Consider the following 18,415-nt stretch of genomic DNA (forward strand, 5'->3'; position numbering starts at 1 on the left):
CCCCTCAGAGCCGCTCCAGTACCGCCTGCAACGCCTGCTCTGGTGCCTCACGCCATAGACCGTAGCTCAGCGGCAAGGTCTCCAGGCCGGCGCGCGCCAGCACCAGGTAGCGCTCCAGTTCGAGAAAGCCTTCGCCCTCCCCCGGAAAGCCGATCAGGTCGATGGCCAGGCACTTGTCGCCGCGGCGACAGAACAGATCCAGCACCTGCCCGGCCAGCGGATAGTGACTCCACACGCTGACACCCTGACTTTCGAGCGCCTGACACAGGTTCTGGCGGGCGCTTTCCACAGCCCTCGCCTGCCAACTGACAGCAGGCTTGTGCAGGAATTCCAGGTAGCGGCGCAACAGATGCGCAGCAGACGCCAGTTGCCATGCACCTGCTGCGGGTCGATGGCGAGCAAGTGGCTCTGCCCGTCCGCCATCGCTTGCAGGCTCGCTTCGTAATAGAACAGCGGGCCGCAGATCGCCTGCGAACCACCGCCCTCCAATTGCAGGCGGCCACAGTTCGGCAGCACGCCGTAGACCAATTGCAGCTCACACTGATACAGCGCCTGCGCCTCGGCCAAAGCACGCCCCAGCTCGGCCGACAGCGGCAACAGGGGTATGCCGCCGCTGGCCAGTTCCTCACACCCATCGAGCCAGGCCCAGCGGTTGGCAGGCAGCTTGCCGAGGTTGTCCAGGTCCAGGTCGCGGCTGTCGGCCAGGTAGCAGCTGCGATAGAAACCGAGAAACTGGCGGGCGTGAGGATGTTTCATCAATTACCTGCGTAGCGTGCCCAGAGTGCTTCGAACTCACGACTGTAGGCTGCCAGCAGCTGCGGATGGTCGATCACCAGCAGGTTTTCCTCGTTGCTGGTGGTGGCGCTGCGCGTCCAGTTGAAGCTGCCGTTGAGCAGCAAGCGGCCATCGAACAGGGCGAACTTGTGGTGCATGTGATAAGGCCCGGCGTCGATGCGCAGCGGCACACCCTTGTCACGCAGCCACTGGATATCGCTGCCGACATCGAACTGTTTTTCGTTGTCGGTGATCACTCGCACGGCGATGCCGCGCTCGTGACAGGCAAGGATTTCCTCACTGAGCTGATCGTCGGAGATGGTGTAGACGCAGATCTCCACGCTCTTGCGCGCCTGGCGGCACAGCTCGCGAATCTTACGCCGGCAGCTCTCGCCCGGACTGAAGTGAGCGCTGGCATGCTCCACGCGCGGCGCGCTGCCAACGCTGTCGAGGGTCTTGATCACCTGCTCAAGCCATTTCAGCGCAGGCTCGACGTTCTCCGGCTCACGCATCAACTCGCGGGCCAGGGCGAAGGCGCGGTTGCGCATGAAACGCACCTGATCGGCGCTCAGTTCACTGCCCAGTTGACGCAGCTCGTCGCGCTCCTCATTGCTCAGGCGCAGGTCGGCCAGGCTGTCGCGCAGTTGCTGATCGAGGCGATTGAAGTCCATGCAAAATCCCTTTTATCGATGATTGCGACGGCTTAATGCAGCGTAGAGAACACCGCAAAAAGCCCCCGCCAGGTGGTATTCGAAGGAAACGCCAGCACGTGGCAGCAGGCCAAAGAACCAGCCGCCGTAAAGGAAGAACACCAGCACGGCCAACAGCAGATCGAGCAAGCTGCGTTCGAACCAGGCGCGTGCCAGGAGCAGACCCCAGAAGCCGAACAACCAGCCACTGGCCCCGACATGCAGGCCGGTACGGCCGAACAGCCAGACCAGCACGCCACTGCCGAGGATGATAAAGGCGCTTGAGAAATAGAAGTCACGGCGCGAGCGCAGCAGCACCAGGCTGCCGAGCACCAGCAGACCGCTGAGGTTGCTCAGCAGATGCGCCCAGCTGCCATGCAGCCAGGGCGCAAGGAGAATGCCGGGCAGCGCCTCGATATGCCGAGGCAACAGCCCCCAGACGTTCAGGGCGCCCCCGAGGGCGCCATTGACCAGTTGCACCAGCAGCATCGCGCCGCTGATCAACAACAGCGGACGCAGCTCGATCAGCCAGCCTCGCCTCACGGCGCCTCGTTATCCGAGGCGTCGCTGCGCTGTTCCTGGCCCAGCAGCGTGCCGAGGTCACGCAGTTGGGTGGAGATTTCCAGCATGCGGTTGTGGGTGCGCAAATCGATGTCGATCTTCTTGTCCATCGCCTTGATCAGCGGCAGAAAGCTGTTTTCCAGGCTGTCGGCCAGGTTCTCGAGCAATTTTTGCGTGCCCGGTTGCGGCGGCGCTATCACCTCCACCTGCGGGCGCAGTTTGCCGAGGCTATCCAGCCCGGCCAGCAATTGCTCCCAGGGGATACCCGGCGCTTCGCTGGCCGACGTCTTGCCCGCCCCCAGACCGCGCACGCTCTCGACCAGGTCGTTGAGCTGCGCCACCACGCGTCCTCCAACGTCCGTATCGCTGCCGCCCATGGCCTTGTTACGCAGGAAGTCACGCTTGATCTGCGTCCAGCGCTCAGTCTGCTCCGGCGTCATGTTGCCACGCAGCTCGGCGAGCTTGAGCAGGTTCTCTTCGGCGCCGGTGGTGAGCAGCTGCGACTCGCCCTGGTAGTGGTCGGCAATCAGTTGCAGTAGCTCGGCATCGTTCATCACCGCGCTGATCTTCTCCGCCATCTTGTTCATGTTGCGATAGCTGCCCTGCAACTTGAACGGTGGCTCGGTGCGGTAGCTGTCGGCTTGCGCGGCGCTGACGATGTACTGCTGGTTAACCCGGCCGACCACGTCGCGAATCTGCATCAGACGCTGCAGGGTCGAGGTAATTTCGTTGATCTCAGCGGCACTGTAGGTGTGCGACAGCTCATTGGCCGAGAACGGCTTGCCCTCGGCCTTGGCGACGAAGCGATAGACATCGGCCATGTCGCGGGTAGCCAGCGGCGCCAGCACCGGGTTGGAGGTCAGACCGTTCTCGATGTAGGACAGCGCGAAGGCTTCCTGCATACCGCCCAGGGTGTCGCCAAGGTTGTAGATGTCGGCGCGGTTGGCGAGCATGTCGGGGATCTTGAACACGTCGCCGGACTCGGTGTACGGGTTGCCGCTCATCACCACGCAGAACTTCTTGCCGCGCATGTCGTAGGTCTTGGTGCGGCCCTTCCATACGCCCTCGATGCGCCGTGTGCCGTCGCACAGCGAGATGAATTTCTGCAGGAATTCCGGGTGGGTGTGCTGGATGTCGTCGACGTAGAGCATCACGTTGTTACCCATCTCCAGCGCCAGGTTGAGCTTTTCCAGTTCCTGGCGCGAAGTGGCATCTGGCGCCTGCGCCGGGTCGATGGAGCGTACCTCGTGGCCGAGTGCCGGGCCGTTGATCTTCATGAAGATCAACCCCAGGCGGTGGGCCACGTACTCCATCAGCGTGGTCTTGCCGTAGCCGGGCGGCGAGATGAGCATCAGCAGGCCCATCAGGTCGGTGCGCTTGTTCTCGCCAGCGGTCCCCATCTGCTTGGCCAGGTTGTCGCCGATAAAGCCCAGGTACACGTCGTTGATCAACTTGTTGCGCACGAAAGACGACAGCGGCCGCGGCTTGAACTCGCTCAGGCGCAGGGCCTGACGCTCGCGGTTGATCACCTCCTGGCGCAGCGTCTGGTAGCGCTGCAGTTGCGGCACGAAATGATCCAGGTGCTGCCGCAGACGGGCAAAGTAGTCGTCTATGGCCAGCAGCAGCGTGCCGTCCTGCACACGCGGATGATCGCCAAGCAGGCCGCTGACGGAAAAACGCAGGTCAACTTCGGTGAAACGCCGCGGGAATTCCTCATCCAGCAGGCTGACGGCGATCGCTTCGGGCACGTAGTCGGCCAGCTCGGCCATGCTGGCGTCCTGCGCGCACAGGCCGTCGAACCAGGTCTGCGCCAGCGACCAGCGCTGCACCGGGCGGCCGCGCAGGTTGTTCAGCGCCTCGCGGTAGTCGTCCCAGACATGGCTGGCTTGCATGCGCTGCTGCAGGCTATCGAGCAGTTGCCGGGCGTACTTGCTGAAGGTGAACTCGATGGGCTTGGCTGCCAGCTCTTCGACCAGATAGGCCGCAGCTGCCTGGCGCTGCGCCGCGGTCACGGCCAGCGGGTGCTGGGCGAGGAAACGCTGCATCGCCGCATCGATCTCTTCCTGCAGACGCAGCACGCCATCCTCGCTGCCGAACATCTGCCGCAGGTGCAGGCTGCTGCGCGCACGCTCGGGCCACAGCTCGGCCTCGATGTCCGCCCCCCAGCGGTTCCAGAACAGCGCGGCGAAACCCCGCGCGGCCGGCGCATAGCGCAGCAGTCCGGCGCTTTCGCGCAGCGGCAGCAACTGGATGAGGATCAGCGCCGCATCGTGGTCGTGGATGCCCTTCTCGTAAGCATCCTTGTAGCGCGGCGCAGCGAAGTCGCGGATCAGCCGGGTCAGGTCATCGGGTTGCGCCAGATGGGTCTTGAGCAGATCCAGGCTCAGTCCTTCACGCCCGCCCAGAGCCGCGTCCAGCACCAGCCCCGCCAGGTATTCAGCGCGGTACAGCGAAGGCGACTCGGACTCCAGCGAGACCTGCCAGTAATCGCGCAGGCCTTCCAGCGTCTCGTCGCGCAGCGGTTCGAGGAAATCGGTGCCGGTCAGGTGCAGATACAGCGCATCGCCGCGCGGCATCAGGGTCAGGTCGAGTTCCTGAGTGTTGACGCTGAAGCGGTGACGCGGCCCGAGCTTGATGACGTTGCCGCCCTCTTCGAACAGCTCGCTCTTGTCGCGCAGGGCACGTACCGCCTGGTCGCGTGCAGCCTTCAGACGCGCTTCTACGTCATCGGCCTTGACACTGTCCTTGAGCTCACGCAGGCGCTCGGCCATCTCGCGCAGCTTGAGAATCAGCGGGTCGGCGGCGAAGAAGGCGTTGAGCTCTTCCATCTGGGTCAGGCGTGCGGTGCGCCGGACGAGGCTGTCGAGGATACGCTGGGCGGCATCGAGCACGCCCTGGGCGCGGCGCTGACGCTCGTCGAGCAGGCTCTGCTTGTGCGCCTCGAAGGTTTCCAGCAGCTCTTCGCGCTTGCCGAGGATATCGCTGAGGAACTGCTCCTGGTCACCGAACTGGCTTTCCAGTTCTTCCAGTTGCACCAGCAGGCGCGACAGCTGTTCGTCGCACTTCTCCGGGTCCTGAGCCAACGCCAGGGCATTGGTGATGCCCTGGCCGAACAGTTTGAACTGGGCGCCGAACTGCGCCACCGTCTCGGCCGAGCCCAGGCCCTTGCGCCGTTGCTCGGCACGCGCCTTGGCCTGGTTGAGCCGGGCGTATACCTCGGAAATCGATTCGACAATGGCGGTACGCTGGGTAGCGTCATCGATCTTCAGCGACGCCATCAGGCTCGACAGCATGTCGAGGTTGCCGGCCATCTCCTGCATCTCGACCAGCGGCTCATTGAGCTGGGTGACGGTATCGGCCTTCTGCGCCAGGCCGTCCAGCTCTCCGAGGCGCTGCACATAGGGTTGCAGCGCCGCATCACTGGCGAGGAAGGTCGAGGTAGCGCCGGCCACTCGCTCCTGTGCTTCGAGCAGTTCGGTTTCCATGGCGTCGATACGCGCCACGTCGATATAGCGGTAGTCGCGGATGGTCAGCAACTGACCACGCTGCGCGGTGATGGTATTGAGCGCCTCGACGAAATGCTGCACCTCGTCCCAGCTGTCGACCAGCAAGCCCGACAGTAGCGCCTTCTGCCGCGACTCGGCCTCGGCCATGGCCCGGCTGGACTGCTGGCGAATGCTCTCGACCTTCTCGAACTCATCCAATACCAGCTCGGAAGTAGAAGCCACTTCGCGCAGCAGCGGCGCCAGCTCGGCGCACTGGGCGTCGCCCAGCCAGTGATAGATGTCGAACAAACGGCGAGTGTTCTGGCACAGCTGGGTGTAACGCGCCACCGACACTTCGCGGCTGTCGATCTCGCGACTGAGATTGAGCAGGTCGGACACACCACGCACCAGCTCGGCATTGCCGATACGCCCGAAGAAACCGCTGCGCGCCGGCTGGCGAGCGGCGTAGTCCTCGCTCTCGAACGGCGTTTGCCAGATCTGCATCGGGTGGATGCGAGTCGGCTCGCTGCCCTCGGCGGAGAAGATCACCATGCGCCCGTCCTCCAGACGTGCGTAGCCGTGACCGAAGATGGGGTTGTGCAACTGGCGATTGATCATGTTGTAGGTGAACAGCGCCGCGCGACCTTCTTCCGGGTGATAGAAGATGTACTGCACGTCTTCGCCGTTGGGCGAGCGCACCGAGCGCTTGAAGCGCATACCGACCATCGACTGCTCGAAGGTCTTGTGCTCGCCGTTCTGCAGGTAATAACCACCGGGGAAGATGATGCCGTGGTCTTCCGGCAACTGCACGCAGGCCAGGCCGATGGCGTCGATGCGCTCGACCTGATTGGTCAGGCTGTTGAATACCAGGTAGCGCCACTGTTCCTCGCGGTACGGCAGGATCTTCAGCAGGATCAGGCTGCCCAGGCGGGCGTATTCGATCTGCGCGTCGTCGAGCGACTGGGTCTTGTCGACCACGGCTTCGCGGTAGATACCCTGGCCGTCCTGGGTATTGTTCTCGACCTTGATGGTCAGATCGCCGCCGACGGTCTCGACGAATACACTGTCGAGGATGTTCACGTGCGGATGGCGGCCCATGACCACCATCTCGCGGGTGGTCTTCTGCCACTCGAAGTCGAACGGCGCCGGCAACGCGATATCGCGCTCACCGCGGTTGTCGATGTAGCGGACGTCCTTGCCGTCGGTGGAGATCGACCAGCGGAACACGCGGATGTCGGTGATTCGCTCACCGATCTGGAAACTCGCCAGCAGCTTGCCGTCACGGATGGCCAGCTGCAGCAGACGGGTGTTCTTGTAGTAGGTGTACAGCTCGTTGAAATCGGCGACGAAACTGGCCTGAGCCAGGAAGCTGCCCTCCAGCGGCACTGACTCGGCATCGAAGCCGTCAGGGGTTTCCACCAGGCGGTAGAGGGAGAACACGTCGGCGACGCTGGTTTCCTTCTTCAGCCCCAGGAACACGTTGTAGCCGAACAGCAGGCATTCACCGACCTGGACGATATCGCGGGCGATGCAGTTGTTCTCGGTGCGGATACGCACCCGACCGATAGCCTCCATGGCGCTGCTGCCGAACTCGGCCAGACGCTGACCATTGAGCGTCTCGGTCAAACTGCGCAGGCGCTGACCCTGCTCCTGCAGGCGCCGCTGCAGCACCTCGTAGGCACCGCCTTCGGCGACAGCCTTGTCCAATACGTCCTGTGTGTGTGCGTCCGACATCGTGTTCTTCCTGGATATTCGGCATCGAGCACCCTCGCCCGATCAGCAGGGCAAGGGTCTGGAAAATGCGTGGGAGGTTCGCGGCTAAAGCCCCTCCCACAAGGCTCGGCATGCTGTGGCCGGTAGGGTGGACAACGCTCTTTTTGTCCGCCGCTCGTGTCGCCAGTGGTGGGCTGAAGCCCACCCTACAGGCAACGCGCTCAGGCCTGATCAGGCCCTGCGCTTGGTGCGGCCACCGGCGCTGCGGGCGCTGCCTTGCCGGCCAGCAAGCGCGACAGCACGTCCTGCACCACCGGGCTCTTGCCCACCACACCTTCGATGGCCTTGCCCACCGACAACGACTTGGCGAACGAATTGAAGAAATCGCCTTCGCCACCGACGATCTCGATCTTCGCCTTGGCCAGCGCGGTAGCCAGCACCTCGGCCTGATCCTTGGCGATGTCCTTGTTCGCAGCGATGGCGGCCATGGCCTCCTCGAAGCTCTTCTCCAGCTGCATGCGGAACTCTTCGTGCTGGCGAGCGTTGTCGCTGAGCGAATCCAGCGCGCCGAACTTCTTGCCCAGACCTTCCGCTTCGGCGTTCAGACGCTCCAGCAGTACCTGCGCTTCGGCCATACCCAGATCCTGAGTGGCCTTGGCCTTGGCGGTGCCAAGCTGCTCTTCGCCGCGCGCCTGGGCGCCGAGTTTCTCTTCCAGCACCTTGGCGTCGGCCAGGCCGTCTTTTTCCTTGGCAGCTGCTTGCGCTTCGGTGACACGCGCTTGTGCCAGCCCTTTCTCCTGCTCGCCCTTGGCTTCGGCGATCAGGCGCTCGGCCTGCACGCGAGCCTCAGCCAGGCCTTCCTTCTCCTTGGCCGCGGCGGTGACTTCACGCACACGCGCATCGGCCAGGCCAGGTGCGGCGCGTTCGGCTTCGATACCTTCGGCCAGTTTCTTCTTGGCTTCGGCGCTCTTGGCCGCTGCTTCCAGCTCGGCCTGAGCCAGGTTGTTGATTTCCACAGCCTTGTGCTTGGAGCGGGTTTCGTCGGCTTCGGCCTGCTTGACCTGGCGCACCAGCTCCTGCTCGGCTTCGGCCTGGGCGTTGAGCACGGTGACCTGCTTCAGGCGCTCGGCCTCGGACACTTCACGCACTTCCTTGATGCGCTCTTCTTCCTGCGCCACGGTCTTCTCGACCGCGACACGCTCGCGCACAACGGCGGCGATGTTCTTGCGCTCTTCTTCCAGCGCTTTTTCTTTCTCGATGCGCTGCAGCTCGACCTCGCGCTCGCGGGAGACCACTTCCAGGTCCTTGGCGCGGGTAACCTTTTCCACCTCGATGACCACGGCACGCTGGCGGTTCTGCTGCGCCACTTCCACTTCGCGCTGGTGATTCTCGGCGCGGATGTCCAGCTCCTGCTGGGTCTGGATGCGGGCCTGCTCGGCCTTCAGGCGCTCTTCCTCGCGTACCTTGAGGGTTTCTGCTTCCTCACGGGCACGGATGGTCTCGATCTCGCGCTTCTGCCGCGCTTCGGCATCGGCCTGCTGACGCTCCAGCGAGAGGGTCGCTTCGCGGGTTTCGACGTTCTTCTTCTTGATCGCCAGCTCTTCGTTGCGCTCCAGTTCGTTGGTGATGACGTTTTGCGCAGCGGTCAGCTCAGTGATCTTGCGGATACCTTCGGCGTCGAGAATGTTGCTCGGGTCCAGCGAGTGCTTGGCCGTCTGCTCCAGGTAATCGATAGCCACGTCTTCGAGCACGTAACCGTTCAGATCATTGCCAATCACTTCGACGATACGATCACGGAAGTCCTGACGATTCTCGAACAGCTGGACGAAATCGAACTGCTTGCCGACAGTCTTCAGCGCTTCGGAGAACTTGGCGTTGAACAGTTCGTTGACCGCTGCGCGGTCGGAGGCACGCTCCACGCCAATGGCCTTGGCCACCTTGAGCACGTCTTCCTGGGTCTCGTTGACACGCAGGTAGAAGGCCACGGTGATATCGGCACGCATGTTGTCGCGGCAGATCAGACCATCCTTGGCGCGGCGGTCGACTTCCAGGGTAATCAGGGAGATCTTCATGAACTCCTTGAGGTGGATCACCGGGTATACCAGCGAGCCGGTGAAGTGCACCTTGGGCGTCGAGCTCATGTCGTTGACGATCAGCGCCGTGCCTTGCGGAACCTTGATGTAGAAGGCCTTGAACAAGGCGATCAGGGCAATGATGAAGAGGACGACCAGCCCTGCCCCGACGATGAAGGGAATGACGTTTTCCATTACAGCTCTACTCCTTTGCTAGTTGTGCAGGCAGGTTCGGCCACACCTAGGCTGCCTACCCTCTGTTACGTACGGATTGTCGGCAGAGGCTAGACGCCTCGAAATTCTTCTTCGGTAATGATGCGGTAGGCGTGCTCGGCCGCCAGATATTCCAGCAGTACCACTCGGTCGCCACGCTTGAAGCCCAGCGCCTCGTCGGCGCGTACGCGCAGAATCAGCCCGGCGCCGCCGTCCTCCAGCACCGCCTCGCCGTGGTTGGCGGTGACCCGGCCGCTGCGCACCACCGCTACCTGGCCCAGCACCGATTTGCTGCTGATCGCCTCGACCTTGTGAAACAGCGGTCTTAGCGGCCGGCAGATCGCCGCGCACAGAGGCGCTGCCACCACGAAGGCTCCAGCGATCACCACCAGCCCCAGCGGATAACGCAGGATGCCCAACGGCAGGTGATGCAGCAGCCATAGCTCGATGAAGTAGCAGGCGAACCAGGCAAAGAAGAACAGCAGCGTCAGCACCAGCGTGACCGGCACACCGTCGAGTTTGAGCTTGTAGAGCAGGCCGGCGAGGCCTTCGGTCTGGCCGCTGCCTTCCATCATCGAATCGGCCTCGACGTCGAGCAAATCGACCTCGAGCAGACCGGCGGCGACGACCAACCAGTAGATGACCGCCACGCACAGCAGGAAGCTGTAGATGGCGGTGGGGAATGACAGAGCTGTCTGCAGGAAGAGTTCCATTTTTTCCTTTCCCTAAAGTAGGGAAACGGGGCGCGAACGCCCCGCATCATTCAAGCCTTAGACTTGTCCTTCAGCCTGGCCAGCACGCTGTCGGCGCTGGCGTTGTCGGCCTTGATGCCGGCAGCACGCAGTTTGGCTTCCAGCGAATCGTGCGGCGCACTGGTGGCAGCCAGTTCAGCCGAGGCCTCCATCTTCGCCGCACGCTCGGCCTGCTTCTGCTTGATGCGCTCGAGCGACTCGACCGCCGTCTGCAGCTTGGCTTGCGAGCCGCCGTAACGCTGGGCTACAGCCATTTGCGCCTTCTGCACGCTTTCGGTGGCCTTGACCGTATCCACCTGCTGCTTGAGGCGCTTTATGTTGCCCTCGGCCTGGGTCACGGCCTTGCGCAGCTGGGCTACGCTGGCGGCGAAGCCTTCAGCCTGCTCACGTTCGCTGGCCTGCTCGATTTCCAGGTTGGCGATCTTCTCAGCGACTTCCTTGGCCAGGGTTTCGTTGCCTGCATCCAGTGCCTTCAGCGCGTACTGTTCGTACTCGGCAATGCTCGCCGCGCTCTTGTTCACCTTGTCGCTGGCCAGCTTCTGCTTGGCCATGATCTCGGCCAGCGCTTCCTTGGACTTGCGCAGCTCGACATCAGCGTCGCGGATTTCCTGATCGAGGATACGCAGGGCCTGACTATCGACCACCGCCTCACCCACTTCATTGGCGCCGCCACGCAGCGCCGTCAGCATTTTGCTCCAGACATTCATCGTCTTCTCTCCTCTCAGGCGCCGGACTTGAGGAAGCCTTCATAGGCTTCGGTGGCCTTGATCACGTTGTCCGCCAGCAACTCGATTTCGAACACCACATCGGACAAGGTCGAGGACGAGCTCAACGCGCCGAACATGGTGTAGCAATCGCGCCCGTCGACCATTTTCTCCAGGCCGATGGACGACAGCGGGAACAGCTTGTGGGTACGCAGTACTTCTTCGTTGAAGGTCGCCGCATCCTTGACGTCCGCCGCCGGCCAGAGCAGCGCCTCGACGATGATCTGCTCACCGAATACAGCGATGAACAACGGCAGGTCGCCGTACTCGCGCATGGTGATGTGCAGGCTGGCATCGGCACCTTGAATCAGCTCGATACTGGCCTGAGCGCTTTGGAACAGTTCCGTTGCCGCCAGCGCTTCATGCAGCGCCTGGGCGGTCCAAACTTGAGGCATGCTCATACCCTCCTCCTTCTCCATCGAAGCCAGCAGTGACTGTGGCTGGCGCAGTTTGCGCTCGAACGCGACCAACAACGGCGCATGCTCGGGCAAGATCCAGACTTCCTTCTTGACCAACCCCTGCTCACGCAGACGCTGACGATAAAGACGCTGGTAATGGGCTGATGATTTGTTGTCCATGAGACGCAGACTAGACCCTTACATGTGAACATGTAAAGAACTCACATGTGATAAATGTGATGCCGTTCGTCAGACGAGCGCGCAGGCGTCATCCTCGGCGCAAGGCAACCGAAAAGCGGGCTGGAATGGGAAGAAGAGAGGCAGGCACCTGGGCTCATCCATGATTCGGCTAAAACGCATCCATTCGCGAAGTGTCGAATTAAACCCCAGGTACCTTCGTTGCGCACGCAAAAAAGCGCTAACCGGGTCTCAGTTATGACCGCCAACCCGAGAGACAGACAGTGCCATGAATAAACTCCCGCCCGCAGTACGCCAGCTCGTGCATGCAGGCCAACGCCAGGCCGCCATCGACCTGCTGAGCGAATACCTGGCCAACGATCAGCAGGAAGCCGAACGTCGCATCGATCAATACCTGGAAGACGATCCCCCCGTGCATCTGCGCGGCGCAGGCGTCGTGCGAGCCAGTCGCCTGAACGCACTGATCTGGCTGACCCTGATCATTCTGATGGCGCTGCTGGCACTGATCTTCGCCCTCTGAGCCAGCCACAAACGAAACCGGCGCCACAAGGGCGCCGGTCTCATCGAAGCAGAACACCTCAGAGCGGTTTGCCGCGATTACCGTGAGCCGCGACGAACTGCTGCACAGTCTTCAGGTCGTTAGCCAGCACCGTGCAGCGCTCCTCGCGCTGGAACAGATCGGTCAGGTGCGCCGGCAATGCAGGGACCGCATCGATGCCGGCCTTTTCCACCGCCTCGGGGAATTTGACCGGATGCGCGGTACCCAGCACCACCATCGGCGTCGCCAGGCTGCGACGGCACTCACGCGCGGCGCGCACACCAATGGCAGTGTGCGGATCGAGCAGTTCGCCGCATTCCTTGTACACCTCGGTGATGGTTTCGCAGGTCTGCTCGTCATCCACCGCCAGCGAATCGAACAGCTTGCGCGCTTCGGTCCAGCGATCTTCGTCGACACTGAAACCGCCGCCCTGCTTGAAGCTGTCCATGAGGCTGGCGATGGCTGCACCGTTGCGACCGTGCAGGTCGAACAGCAGGCGCTCGAAGTTGGACGAGACCATGATGTCCATCGACGGCGACAGCGTTGCGTGCAGGGTTTCCTTGACGTACTGATTGCCGCTCATGAAGCGGTGCAGGATGTCGTTGCGGTTGGTGGCGACGATCAACTGGCTGATCGGCAGGCCCATGTTGCGCGCCAGGTAACCAGCAAAGATGTCGCCGAAGTTGCCGGTCGGCACCGAGAACGCGATGGAACGCGCCGGGCCGCCGAGCTGCAGCGCGGCATGGAAGTAGTAAACGATCTGGGCCATGATCCGCGCCCAGTTGATCGAATTGACCGCTACCAGGCGCGTGCCCTTGAGGAAGCCCTGATCAGCGAAGCTGGCCTTGACCATCTCCTGGCAGTCGTCGAAGTTGCCTTCGATGGCAATATTGTGGATGTTCTCACCGAGAATGGTGGTCATCTGCCGGCGCTGCACCTCGGACACACGGTTGTGCGGGTGCATGATGAAGATGTCGACGTTATCGCAGGCCTTGCAGCCTTCGATGGCCGCCGAGCCGGTGTCACCGGAGGTGGCACCCATGATCACCACGCGCTCGCCACGCTTGGCCAATACGTGATCGAGCAGGCGGCCGAGCAGTTGCAGGGCGAAATCCTTGAACGCCAGGGTCGGACCATGGAACAGCTCCAGCACCCACTCGTTGCCGTTCAACTGACGCAGCGGCGCAACGGCGTTGTGCTCGAATACACCGTAGGTTTCTTCGAGGATCTTCTTGAAATCGGCATCAGCGATGGAGCCGGCAACGAACGGGCGCATCACCCGGAAGGCCAGCTCGTGGTACGGCAGACCAGCCCAGGAAGCGATTTCCTCGACGGTGAAACGCGGCAGATTCTCCGGCACGTAGAGGCCGCCATCACTGGCCAGGCCAGCCAGCAGCACGTCTTCGAAATTCAGGGCCGGCGCCTGGCCGCGGGTACTGATATAGCGCATGGGATAAACCTTCGTTCGACTGCACCCGCAGGCCTGCGCCTGCGGGTGGACACGGGATTAGTTGAGCTGTTCGACGCGCAGACGCATGACCGGCGAGGTCACGCCATCCAGCGCTTCCATGGCGGCGATGGCCTCGATGATACGCGCCTCGACCACGCGGTGGGTCACGAGGATCATCGGCACCAGGCCGTCCTGCTCTTCGACCTCCTTCTGCATGATCGACTCGATGTTGATACCGCGCTCCGAGAGGATGCTCGCCACCTGAGCCAGCACACCCGGATGATCCTTGGCCTGGATGCGCAGGTAATAAGCGCTTTCGCACTCGGCAATAGGCAGGATCGGGTGATCGGACAGCGAGTCTGGCTGGAAGGCCAGGTGCGGCACGCGGTTGGTCGGGTCGGTGGTCAACGCACGCACCACGTCCACCAGATCGGCAACCACTGCCGAAGCAGTCGGCTCCATGCCAGCACCAGCACCGTAGTACAGGGTGCTGCCAACCGCATCGCCATTGACCATTACCGCATTCATCACGCCATTGACGTTGGCGATCAGACGGTCGGCCGGGATCAGCGTCGGATGCACGCGCAGCTCGATGCCGGCCTCGGTGCGACGAGCGACGCCCAGGTGCTTGATGCGATAGCCCAACGCCTCGGCATAATTCACGTCAGCCGTGGTCAGCTTGGTGATGCCTTCGGTGTAGGCCTTGTCGAACTGCAGCGGAATGCCAAAGGCGATGGACGCCAGGATGGTCAGCTTGTGCGCGGCATCGATACCTTCGACGTCGAAGGTCGGATCGGCTTCGGCATAACCCAGCGCCTGCGCTTCCTTGAGCACGTCCTCGAAGGCACGGCCCTTCTCACGCATCTCGGTGAGGATGAAGTTACCGGTACCATTGATGATGCCGGCCAGCCAGTTGATGCGGTTGGCCGACAGGCCTTCGCGGATAGCCTTGATCACCGGAATACCGCCAGCCACGGCAGCTTCGAACGCGACGATAACGCCCTTCTCACGTGCCTTGGCGAAGATCTCATTACCGTGCACAGCGATCAGCGCCTTGTTGGCGGTGACCACATGCTTGCCATTCTCGATGGCCTTGAGCACCAGCTCCTTGGCCAGGGTATAGCCACCGATCAGCTCGATGACGATATCGATCTCGGGGTTGTTGACCAGCTCGAACACATCGCTGGTCATGGTAATGCCGGTGGTGTCGTACTGAGGCTTGGGCGAGCGAATGGCGATCTGGGCAATCTCGATGCCGCGACCGGCGCGCCGAGTAATCTCCTCGGCATTGCGCTTGAGTACATTCAACGTACCGCCACCGACGGTGCCCAACCCACAGATGCCTACTTTGACCGGCTTCACACTCAATTCCCCATCAGCACTGCACGAAACGGCCGGAGCATGCCCCGGCCGCAGATAAAGAGCCGCACCTTACGAAGCGGCTGTTTGTTAGTCAATCCGCACTCAGTCGTTTGACTCCAAAGCTATTTTGGCCAACTGCGGCGCCGGCTGGTAACCCGGAATCATCTTGCCGTTGGCCAGGACGATGGCCGGCGTGCCGTTGACCCCAATCATCTGACCAAGCTGATATTGCTTGGCCACTGGGTTATCGCAAGTAGCGTCAGCAACGCTCTGGCGAGTCTTGGCGCGATTCATCGCGTCCTGCTGATCCTTGGCGCACCAGACGCTGACCAGCTCCTTGGCCGCCGGGCTGTTCAGGCCCTGGCGCGGGAAGGCGACATAACGCACTTCGACGCCCAGACGGTTGAGCTCCGGCACCTCACTGTGCAGCTTCTGGCAGTAACCGCAGTCGGTATCGGTGAAGACGGTGATATGGGTCTTCGGCGCCTTCGGCGCAAACACCACCATCTCCTTGGCCGGAATGGCGTTGATCTGCTTTGCCACCGCACGGCTTTCTTCGATCTCGGTCAGGTTCACAGCCTTGCCGTCCTTGACCTGGAACAGGTAGCCCTGGATCAGGAACTGACCATCGGCACTGGTGTAGAGCTGACGCCCTCCCTCCAGTTGAACCTGATAGATACCGGTCATAGGGCTCTCGGCAATGGCCTCGATAGGCAGGTTGGCGTCGAGCGATTTGAGCGACTGACGAATGACCTGATCGGGGTCGGCAGCCAGAGCGACGCTACTGCCCAGCGCGAGCGCCAGAGCAAGGGAAATACGGGTCAGGGACATGAACACTCCTGTCGAAAGACGGACCGGTGAAAATCGCCACAGCCTACCACAGATGGCGCCCCAGGCAGCTGATCAGGTGCACACAGCGCACCGACCTGCCGGCGAAACACTCAATATCCGCGACGAGCGCCAGAGCAAACATCGACCCGCGCCGCGCTTATGCCAATAAGCGCAAGGTGGTATAGCTAAATCTTCCATGTATTTATCTTGCGCACTAATGTTTTGCACAATATGGTTCACCTCATGGAAACGGTTAGCGCACAAAATGTTAGCAAGCCAATCCATCCCTAACTCACCGACAAGGATCAATGCCATGACTATCGAAAACGTTCTCTACCGTGCAACCGCTGAAGCCTTTGGTGGCCGTGAAGGCCGCGCTGTGTCCTCCGACGGCATCCTCGACATCGCCCTGACCACCCCGAAAGAACTCGGCGGCGCCGGCGGTAGCGGCACCAACCCGGAGCAGCTGTTCGCTGCCGGCTATTCCGCCTGCTTCCTCGGCGCCCTGAAATTCGTCGCCGCCCGCGACAAGCTGAGCATCCCGGCTGACACCTTCATCGAAGGCACCGTCGGCATCGGCGCCATCCCCACCGGCTTCGGCATCGAAGTGGAACTGCGCATCAGCCTGCCTGGCCTGGCCCCGGAAGCCGCACAAACCCTGGTGGATCGCGCGCACATCGTCTGCCCGTACTCCAATGCCACCCGCGGAAACATCGACGTCACTTTGACCATCATCTGACAGATAGCAGCCAGCGCTCGCGGCCAGAGCCCGAGCGCGGTGCCAAGAGGAGAACCACCATGAAAACCCGCACCCTGTTCGCCACCGCACTGACCGCCATCGCCCTCAGCGCGTCACTCACCACCCTCGCCCACAGCGCCGAGGCCACGCCCTACCGCTACGGCCAGAACCTGGATATCGTCAAAGTGATTTCCATCGACGTGCCTAACACCCCGCAGTGCGAAGTGGTCACGGCAACGATGACCTACCGCAACAGCGCGGGTGACGTGGAAGTGCTCGGCTACGAACAGCTCTCCAGCGCCTGCACCAGCCAGAGCTGATGATCACGACCCGCTCGCCGGGCGAGACAACTGAAAAAACAAACCCCGCCACCGGCAACGGTGACGGGGTTTCGTTCATGAATACTCAACCGCGCGGATGGTGCTGCGCATGCAGCTCCTGCAGGCGGGCACGCGCGATATGGGTATAGATCTGCGTGGTAGACAGGTCGCTATGCCCCAGCAGCATTTGCACCACACGCAGGTCGGCACCGTGATTGAGCAAATGCGTGGCGAAGGCGTGGCGCAGCGTGTGCGGTGACAACGCCTTGCTGATACCCGCAACCTGCGCCTGATGCTTGATGCGATGCCAGAAGGTCTGCCGGGTCATCTGTTCGCCGCGCAGACTGGGAAACAGCACATCGCTGGGTTTACCACCCAACAACAGCGGGCGTGCTTCGCGCATGTAGCGCTCGATCCAGGCGATGGCCTCTTCACCCAGCGGCACCAGGCGCTCCTTGCTGCCCTTACCGAACACCCGCAGTACCCCCTGGCGCAGATTGACCTGCTCCAGCGTCAGCCCCACTAGCTCACTGACACGCAAACCGCAGGCGTAGAGCACCTCGAGCATGGCGCGATCACGCAGACCGATGGGGTCATCCAGATCCGGTGCCTGCAGCAGCGCTTCGACATCCGCTTCGGACAATGACTTGGGCAGCGGCCGGCCGATCTGCGGCAACTCGATCTGCAGCGTCGGGTCTTCGTTGATCAGCGTCTCACGCAGTAAAAAACGGTAGAAGCCGCGCACACCGGAGAGAAAGCGCGCCGTGGAGCGCGCCTGATAGCCCTGCTCGAGACGCCAGGCCAGGTGATCGAGAATGGCGTCGCGACCGATATGCTGCAGCGCCAGGCCACGCCCATCGAGCCAGCCATTGAAATGCTCAAGATCACTGCGATAGGCGGCCTGAGTATGGGCGGAAAGCCCTTTTTCCAACCATAACGCTTCGAGAAAGCGCTCGATCAGAGGGTGAGTCAGCGCAGGCATCGATTGACCTTCAATTACAGGGTAGGCAAGTGTTCCACAGCCAACACCCGACGCACCAGTAGACCGGCCTGACGATCAGCGGCCCTCGCCCACGGCCGGCAAATGGCTAGCTAGAGAATCCCGGCAGTACCGGCACCGGCTTCTGCTGATCATCGACGGCGACAAAGCTGAAACTGCCGCTGATCGCCCGCTCGCGCCCTTCCTGATACAGCCCCTCGACGAATACTTCGACTTCCACCTTGAGGCTGGTATTGCCCACCTTGATCACCCGCCCAACCAACTCGACGATGGAGCCCGCCGGTATCGCGTGTTTGAAATCGATGCGATCGCTGGAAACGGTGACCAGCGGCAGACGGCAGAACCGCGTAGCAGCGATGAACGACACTTCGTCCATCCAGGCCAGCGCGGTGCCGCCGAAGAGGGTGTTGTGATGATTGGTGGTCGGCGGAAACACCGCCTTGGTCACGCGGGTTTCCGACAGCGCGATGCGTCGCTGGATCTCTTGCTCTCTCGGGGTCATCTCACTGCCACTCATGATTACTGCAAGCCAGAAACGACAAAAGCAGCCCTTAGG

Annotated in this window: 17 protein-coding genes; 3 read left to right on the forward strand and 14 right to left on the reverse strand. The window is 62.1% G+C overall.

What is annotated here, in order from left to right; all coding sequences use genetic code 11:
- Positions 1-4: 4 nt before the first annotated feature.
- The 9 genes from BLT86_RS12480 to bacA form a co-directional block, all read right to left on the reverse strand.
- Positions 5-205, reverse strand: coding sequence for a hypothetical protein (locus BLT86_RS12480; protein WP_081593803.1), 201 nt, complete (start codon positions 203-205; stop codon positions 5-7).
- Entirely contained in the window at positions 154-756 is a 603-nt protein-coding gene (locus tag BLT86_RS12485) for a hypothetical protein (protein WP_231976596.1), read from the reverse strand. Before BLT86_RS12485 ends, BLT86_RS12480 begins: the two co-directional genes overlap by 52 nt.
- Positions 756-1,445 (reverse strand): phospholipase D-like domain-containing protein, encoded by a 690-nt coding sequence (locus BLT86_RS12490; protein ID WP_092377052.1) that lies wholly within the window; start codon positions 1,443-1,445, stop codon positions 756-758. The genes BLT86_RS12485 and BLT86_RS12490 overlap by 1 nt, the downstream gene beginning before the upstream one ends.
- Before the next feature lie 12 nt (positions 1,446-1,457).
- Positions 1,458-2,006 carry a rhomboid family intramembrane serine protease gene (locus BLT86_RS12495; RefSeq protein ID WP_092377055.1) on the reverse strand — a complete coding sequence of 183 codons (549 nt, stop codon included), beginning with the start codon at positions 2,004-2,006 and terminating at the stop codon, positions 1,458-1,460.
- The gene (locus BLT86_RS12500; RefSeq protein WP_092377058.1) at positions 2,003-7,243 is read right to left on the reverse strand and encodes a DNA repair ATPase; all 5,241 of its coding nucleotides are present in this window, start codon (positions 7,241-7,243) and stop codon (positions 2,003-2,005) included. The genes BLT86_RS12495 and BLT86_RS12500 overlap by 4 nt, the downstream gene beginning before the upstream one ends.
- A gap of 200 nt (positions 7,244-7,443) precedes the next feature.
- The gene (locus BLT86_RS12505; protein WP_092377061.1) at positions 7,444-9,489 is read right to left on the reverse strand and encodes a flotillin family protein; all 2,046 of its coding nucleotides are present in this window, start codon (positions 9,487-9,489) and stop codon (positions 7,444-7,446) included.
- A gap of 89 nt (positions 9,490-9,578) precedes the next feature.
- Positions 9,579-10,220 (reverse strand): OB-fold-containig protein, encoded by a 642-nt coding sequence (locus tag BLT86_RS12510; protein WP_092377064.1) that lies wholly within the window; start codon positions 10,218-10,220, stop codon positions 9,579-9,581.
- A gap of 50 nt (positions 10,221-10,270) precedes the next feature.
- A complete protein-coding gene (locus BLT86_RS12515) occupies positions 10,271-10,966 on the reverse strand; it encodes a PspA/IM30 family protein (protein ID WP_092377067.1) in 696 nt (231 codons plus the stop codon).
- A 14-nt stretch (positions 10,967-10,980) separates the two neighbouring features.
- The gene (gene bacA / locus BLT86_RS12520) at positions 10,981-11,601 is read right to left on the reverse strand and encodes a biofilm formation regulator BacA (RefSeq protein ID WP_092377070.1); all 621 of its coding nucleotides are present in this window, start codon (positions 11,599-11,601) and stop codon (positions 10,981-10,983) included.
- 286 nt (positions 11,602-11,887) lie between these two features.
- Between bacA and BLT86_RS12525 the strand changes: the two genes are divergently transcribed.
- Positions 11,888-12,139, forward strand: a complete 252-nt coding sequence (locus tag BLT86_RS12525; protein ID WP_092377073.1) for a hypothetical protein — start codon at positions 11,888-11,890, stop codon at positions 12,137-12,139.
- Between the two features lie 58 nt (positions 12,140-12,197).
- Here BLT86_RS12525 and thrC read toward each other — a convergent pair whose 3' ends face one another.
- The 3 genes from thrC to dsbC form a co-directional block, all read right to left on the reverse strand.
- Complete coding sequence (gene thrC, locus BLT86_RS12530) at positions 12,198-13,607, reverse strand: threonine synthase (protein WP_092377077.1); 1,410 nt, start codon at positions 13,605-13,607, stop codon at positions 12,198-12,200.
- A gap of 57 nt (positions 13,608-13,664) precedes the next feature.
- Positions 13,665-14,969 (reverse strand): homoserine dehydrogenase, encoded by a 1,305-nt coding sequence (locus BLT86_RS12535; RefSeq protein WP_092377084.1) that lies wholly within the window; start codon positions 14,967-14,969, stop codon positions 13,665-13,667.
- A 102-nt stretch (positions 14,970-15,071) separates the two neighbouring features.
- A complete protein-coding gene (gene dsbC / locus BLT86_RS12540; protein WP_092377087.1) occupies positions 15,072-15,800 on the reverse strand; it encodes a bifunctional protein-disulfide isomerase/oxidoreductase DsbC in 729 nt (242 codons plus the stop codon).
- A 313-nt stretch (positions 15,801-16,113) separates the two neighbouring features.
- On the opposite strand from dsbC, the gene BLT86_RS12545 reads away from it, so the two are divergent.
- Positions 16,114-16,539, forward strand: a complete 426-nt coding sequence (locus tag BLT86_RS12545; RefSeq protein ID WP_092377090.1) for an organic hydroperoxide resistance protein — start codon at positions 16,114-16,116, stop codon at positions 16,537-16,539.
- A gap of 59 nt (positions 16,540-16,598) precedes the next feature.
- Positions 16,599-16,859: a DUF2790 domain-containing protein gene (locus BLT86_RS12550; RefSeq protein WP_092377093.1), complete on the forward strand. Its 261-nt coding sequence runs from the start codon at positions 16,599-16,601 to the stop codon at positions 16,857-16,859.
- An 85-nt stretch (positions 16,860-16,944) separates the two neighbouring features.
- Here the strand turns inward: BLT86_RS12550 and xerD are convergent, their stop codons facing one another.
- Together xerD and BLT86_RS12560 are read right to left on the reverse strand one after the other, a co-directional pair.
- Positions 16,945-17,841: a site-specific tyrosine recombinase XerD gene (gene xerD / locus BLT86_RS12555; protein WP_092377096.1), complete on the reverse strand. Its 897-nt coding sequence runs from the start codon at positions 17,839-17,841 to the stop codon at positions 16,945-16,947.
- A 106-nt stretch (positions 17,842-17,947) separates the two neighbouring features.
- A complete protein-coding gene (locus BLT86_RS12560; RefSeq protein ID WP_092377099.1) occupies positions 17,948-18,361 on the reverse strand; it encodes an acyl-CoA thioesterase in 414 nt (137 codons plus the stop codon).
- Positions 18,362-18,415: the final 54 nt, after the last annotated feature.

Source organism: Pseudomonas sihuiensis, from assembly GCF_900106015.1.
Lineage (GTDB): Bacteria > Pseudomonadota > Gammaproteobacteria > Pseudomonadales > Pseudomonadaceae > Aquipseudomonas > Aquipseudomonas sihuiensis.

Excerpts from the sequence above, each read along its gene's own strand:
- BLT86_RS12505 (WP_092377061.1), bottom strand. The coding sequence starts at position 9,489 with ATGGAAAACGTCATTCCCTTCATCGTCGGGGCAGGGCTGGTCGTCCTC.
- dsbC (WP_092377087.1), bottom strand. The coding sequence starts at position 15,800 with ATGTCCCTGACCCGTATTTCCCTTGCTCTGGCGCTCGCGCTGGGCAGT.
- BLT86_RS12510 (WP_092377064.1), bottom strand. The coding sequence starts at position 10,220 with ATGGAACTCTTCCTGCAGACAGCTCTGTCATTCCCCACCGCCATCTAC.
- BLT86_RS12485 (WP_231976596.1), bottom strand. The coding sequence starts at position 756 with ATGAAACATCCTCACGCCCGCCAGTTTCTCGGTTTCTATCGCAGCTGC.
- BLT86_RS12545 (WP_092377090.1), top strand. The coding sequence starts at position 16,114 with ATGACTATCGAAAACGTTCTCTACCGTGCAACCGCTGAAGCCTTTGGT.
- BLT86_RS12525 (WP_092377073.1), top strand. The coding sequence starts at position 11,888 with ATGAATAAACTCCCGCCCGCAGTACGCCAGCTCGTGCATGCAGGCCAA.
- BLT86_RS12490 (WP_092377052.1), bottom strand. The coding sequence starts at position 1,445 with ATGGACTTCAATCGCCTCGATCAGCAACTGCGCGACAGCCTGGCCGAC.
- BLT86_RS12500 (WP_092377058.1), bottom strand. The coding sequence starts at position 7,243 with ATGTCGGACGCACACACACAGGACGTATTGGACAAGGCTGTCGCCGAA.
- thrC (WP_092377077.1), bottom strand. The coding sequence starts at position 13,607 with ATGCGCTATATCAGTACCCGCGGCCAGGCGCCGGCCCTGAATTTCGAA.
- BLT86_RS12515 (WP_092377067.1), bottom strand. The coding sequence starts at position 10,966 with ATGAATGTCTGGAGCAAAATGCTGACGGCGCTGCGTGGCGGCGCCAAT.
- BLT86_RS12550 (WP_092377093.1), top strand. The coding sequence starts at position 16,599 with ATGAAAACCCGCACCCTGTTCGCCACCGCACTGACCGCCATCGCCCTC.
- bacA (WP_092377070.1), bottom strand. The coding sequence starts at position 11,601 with ATGGACAACAAATCATCAGCCCATTACCAGCGTCTTTATCGTCAGCGT.
- BLT86_RS12560 (WP_092377099.1), bottom strand. The coding sequence starts at position 18,361 with ATGACCCCGAGAGAGCAAGAGATCCAGCGACGCATCGCGCTGTCGGAA.
- xerD (WP_092377096.1), bottom strand. The coding sequence starts at position 17,841 with ATGCCTGCGCTGACTCACCCTCTGATCGAGCGCTTTCTCGAAGCGTTA.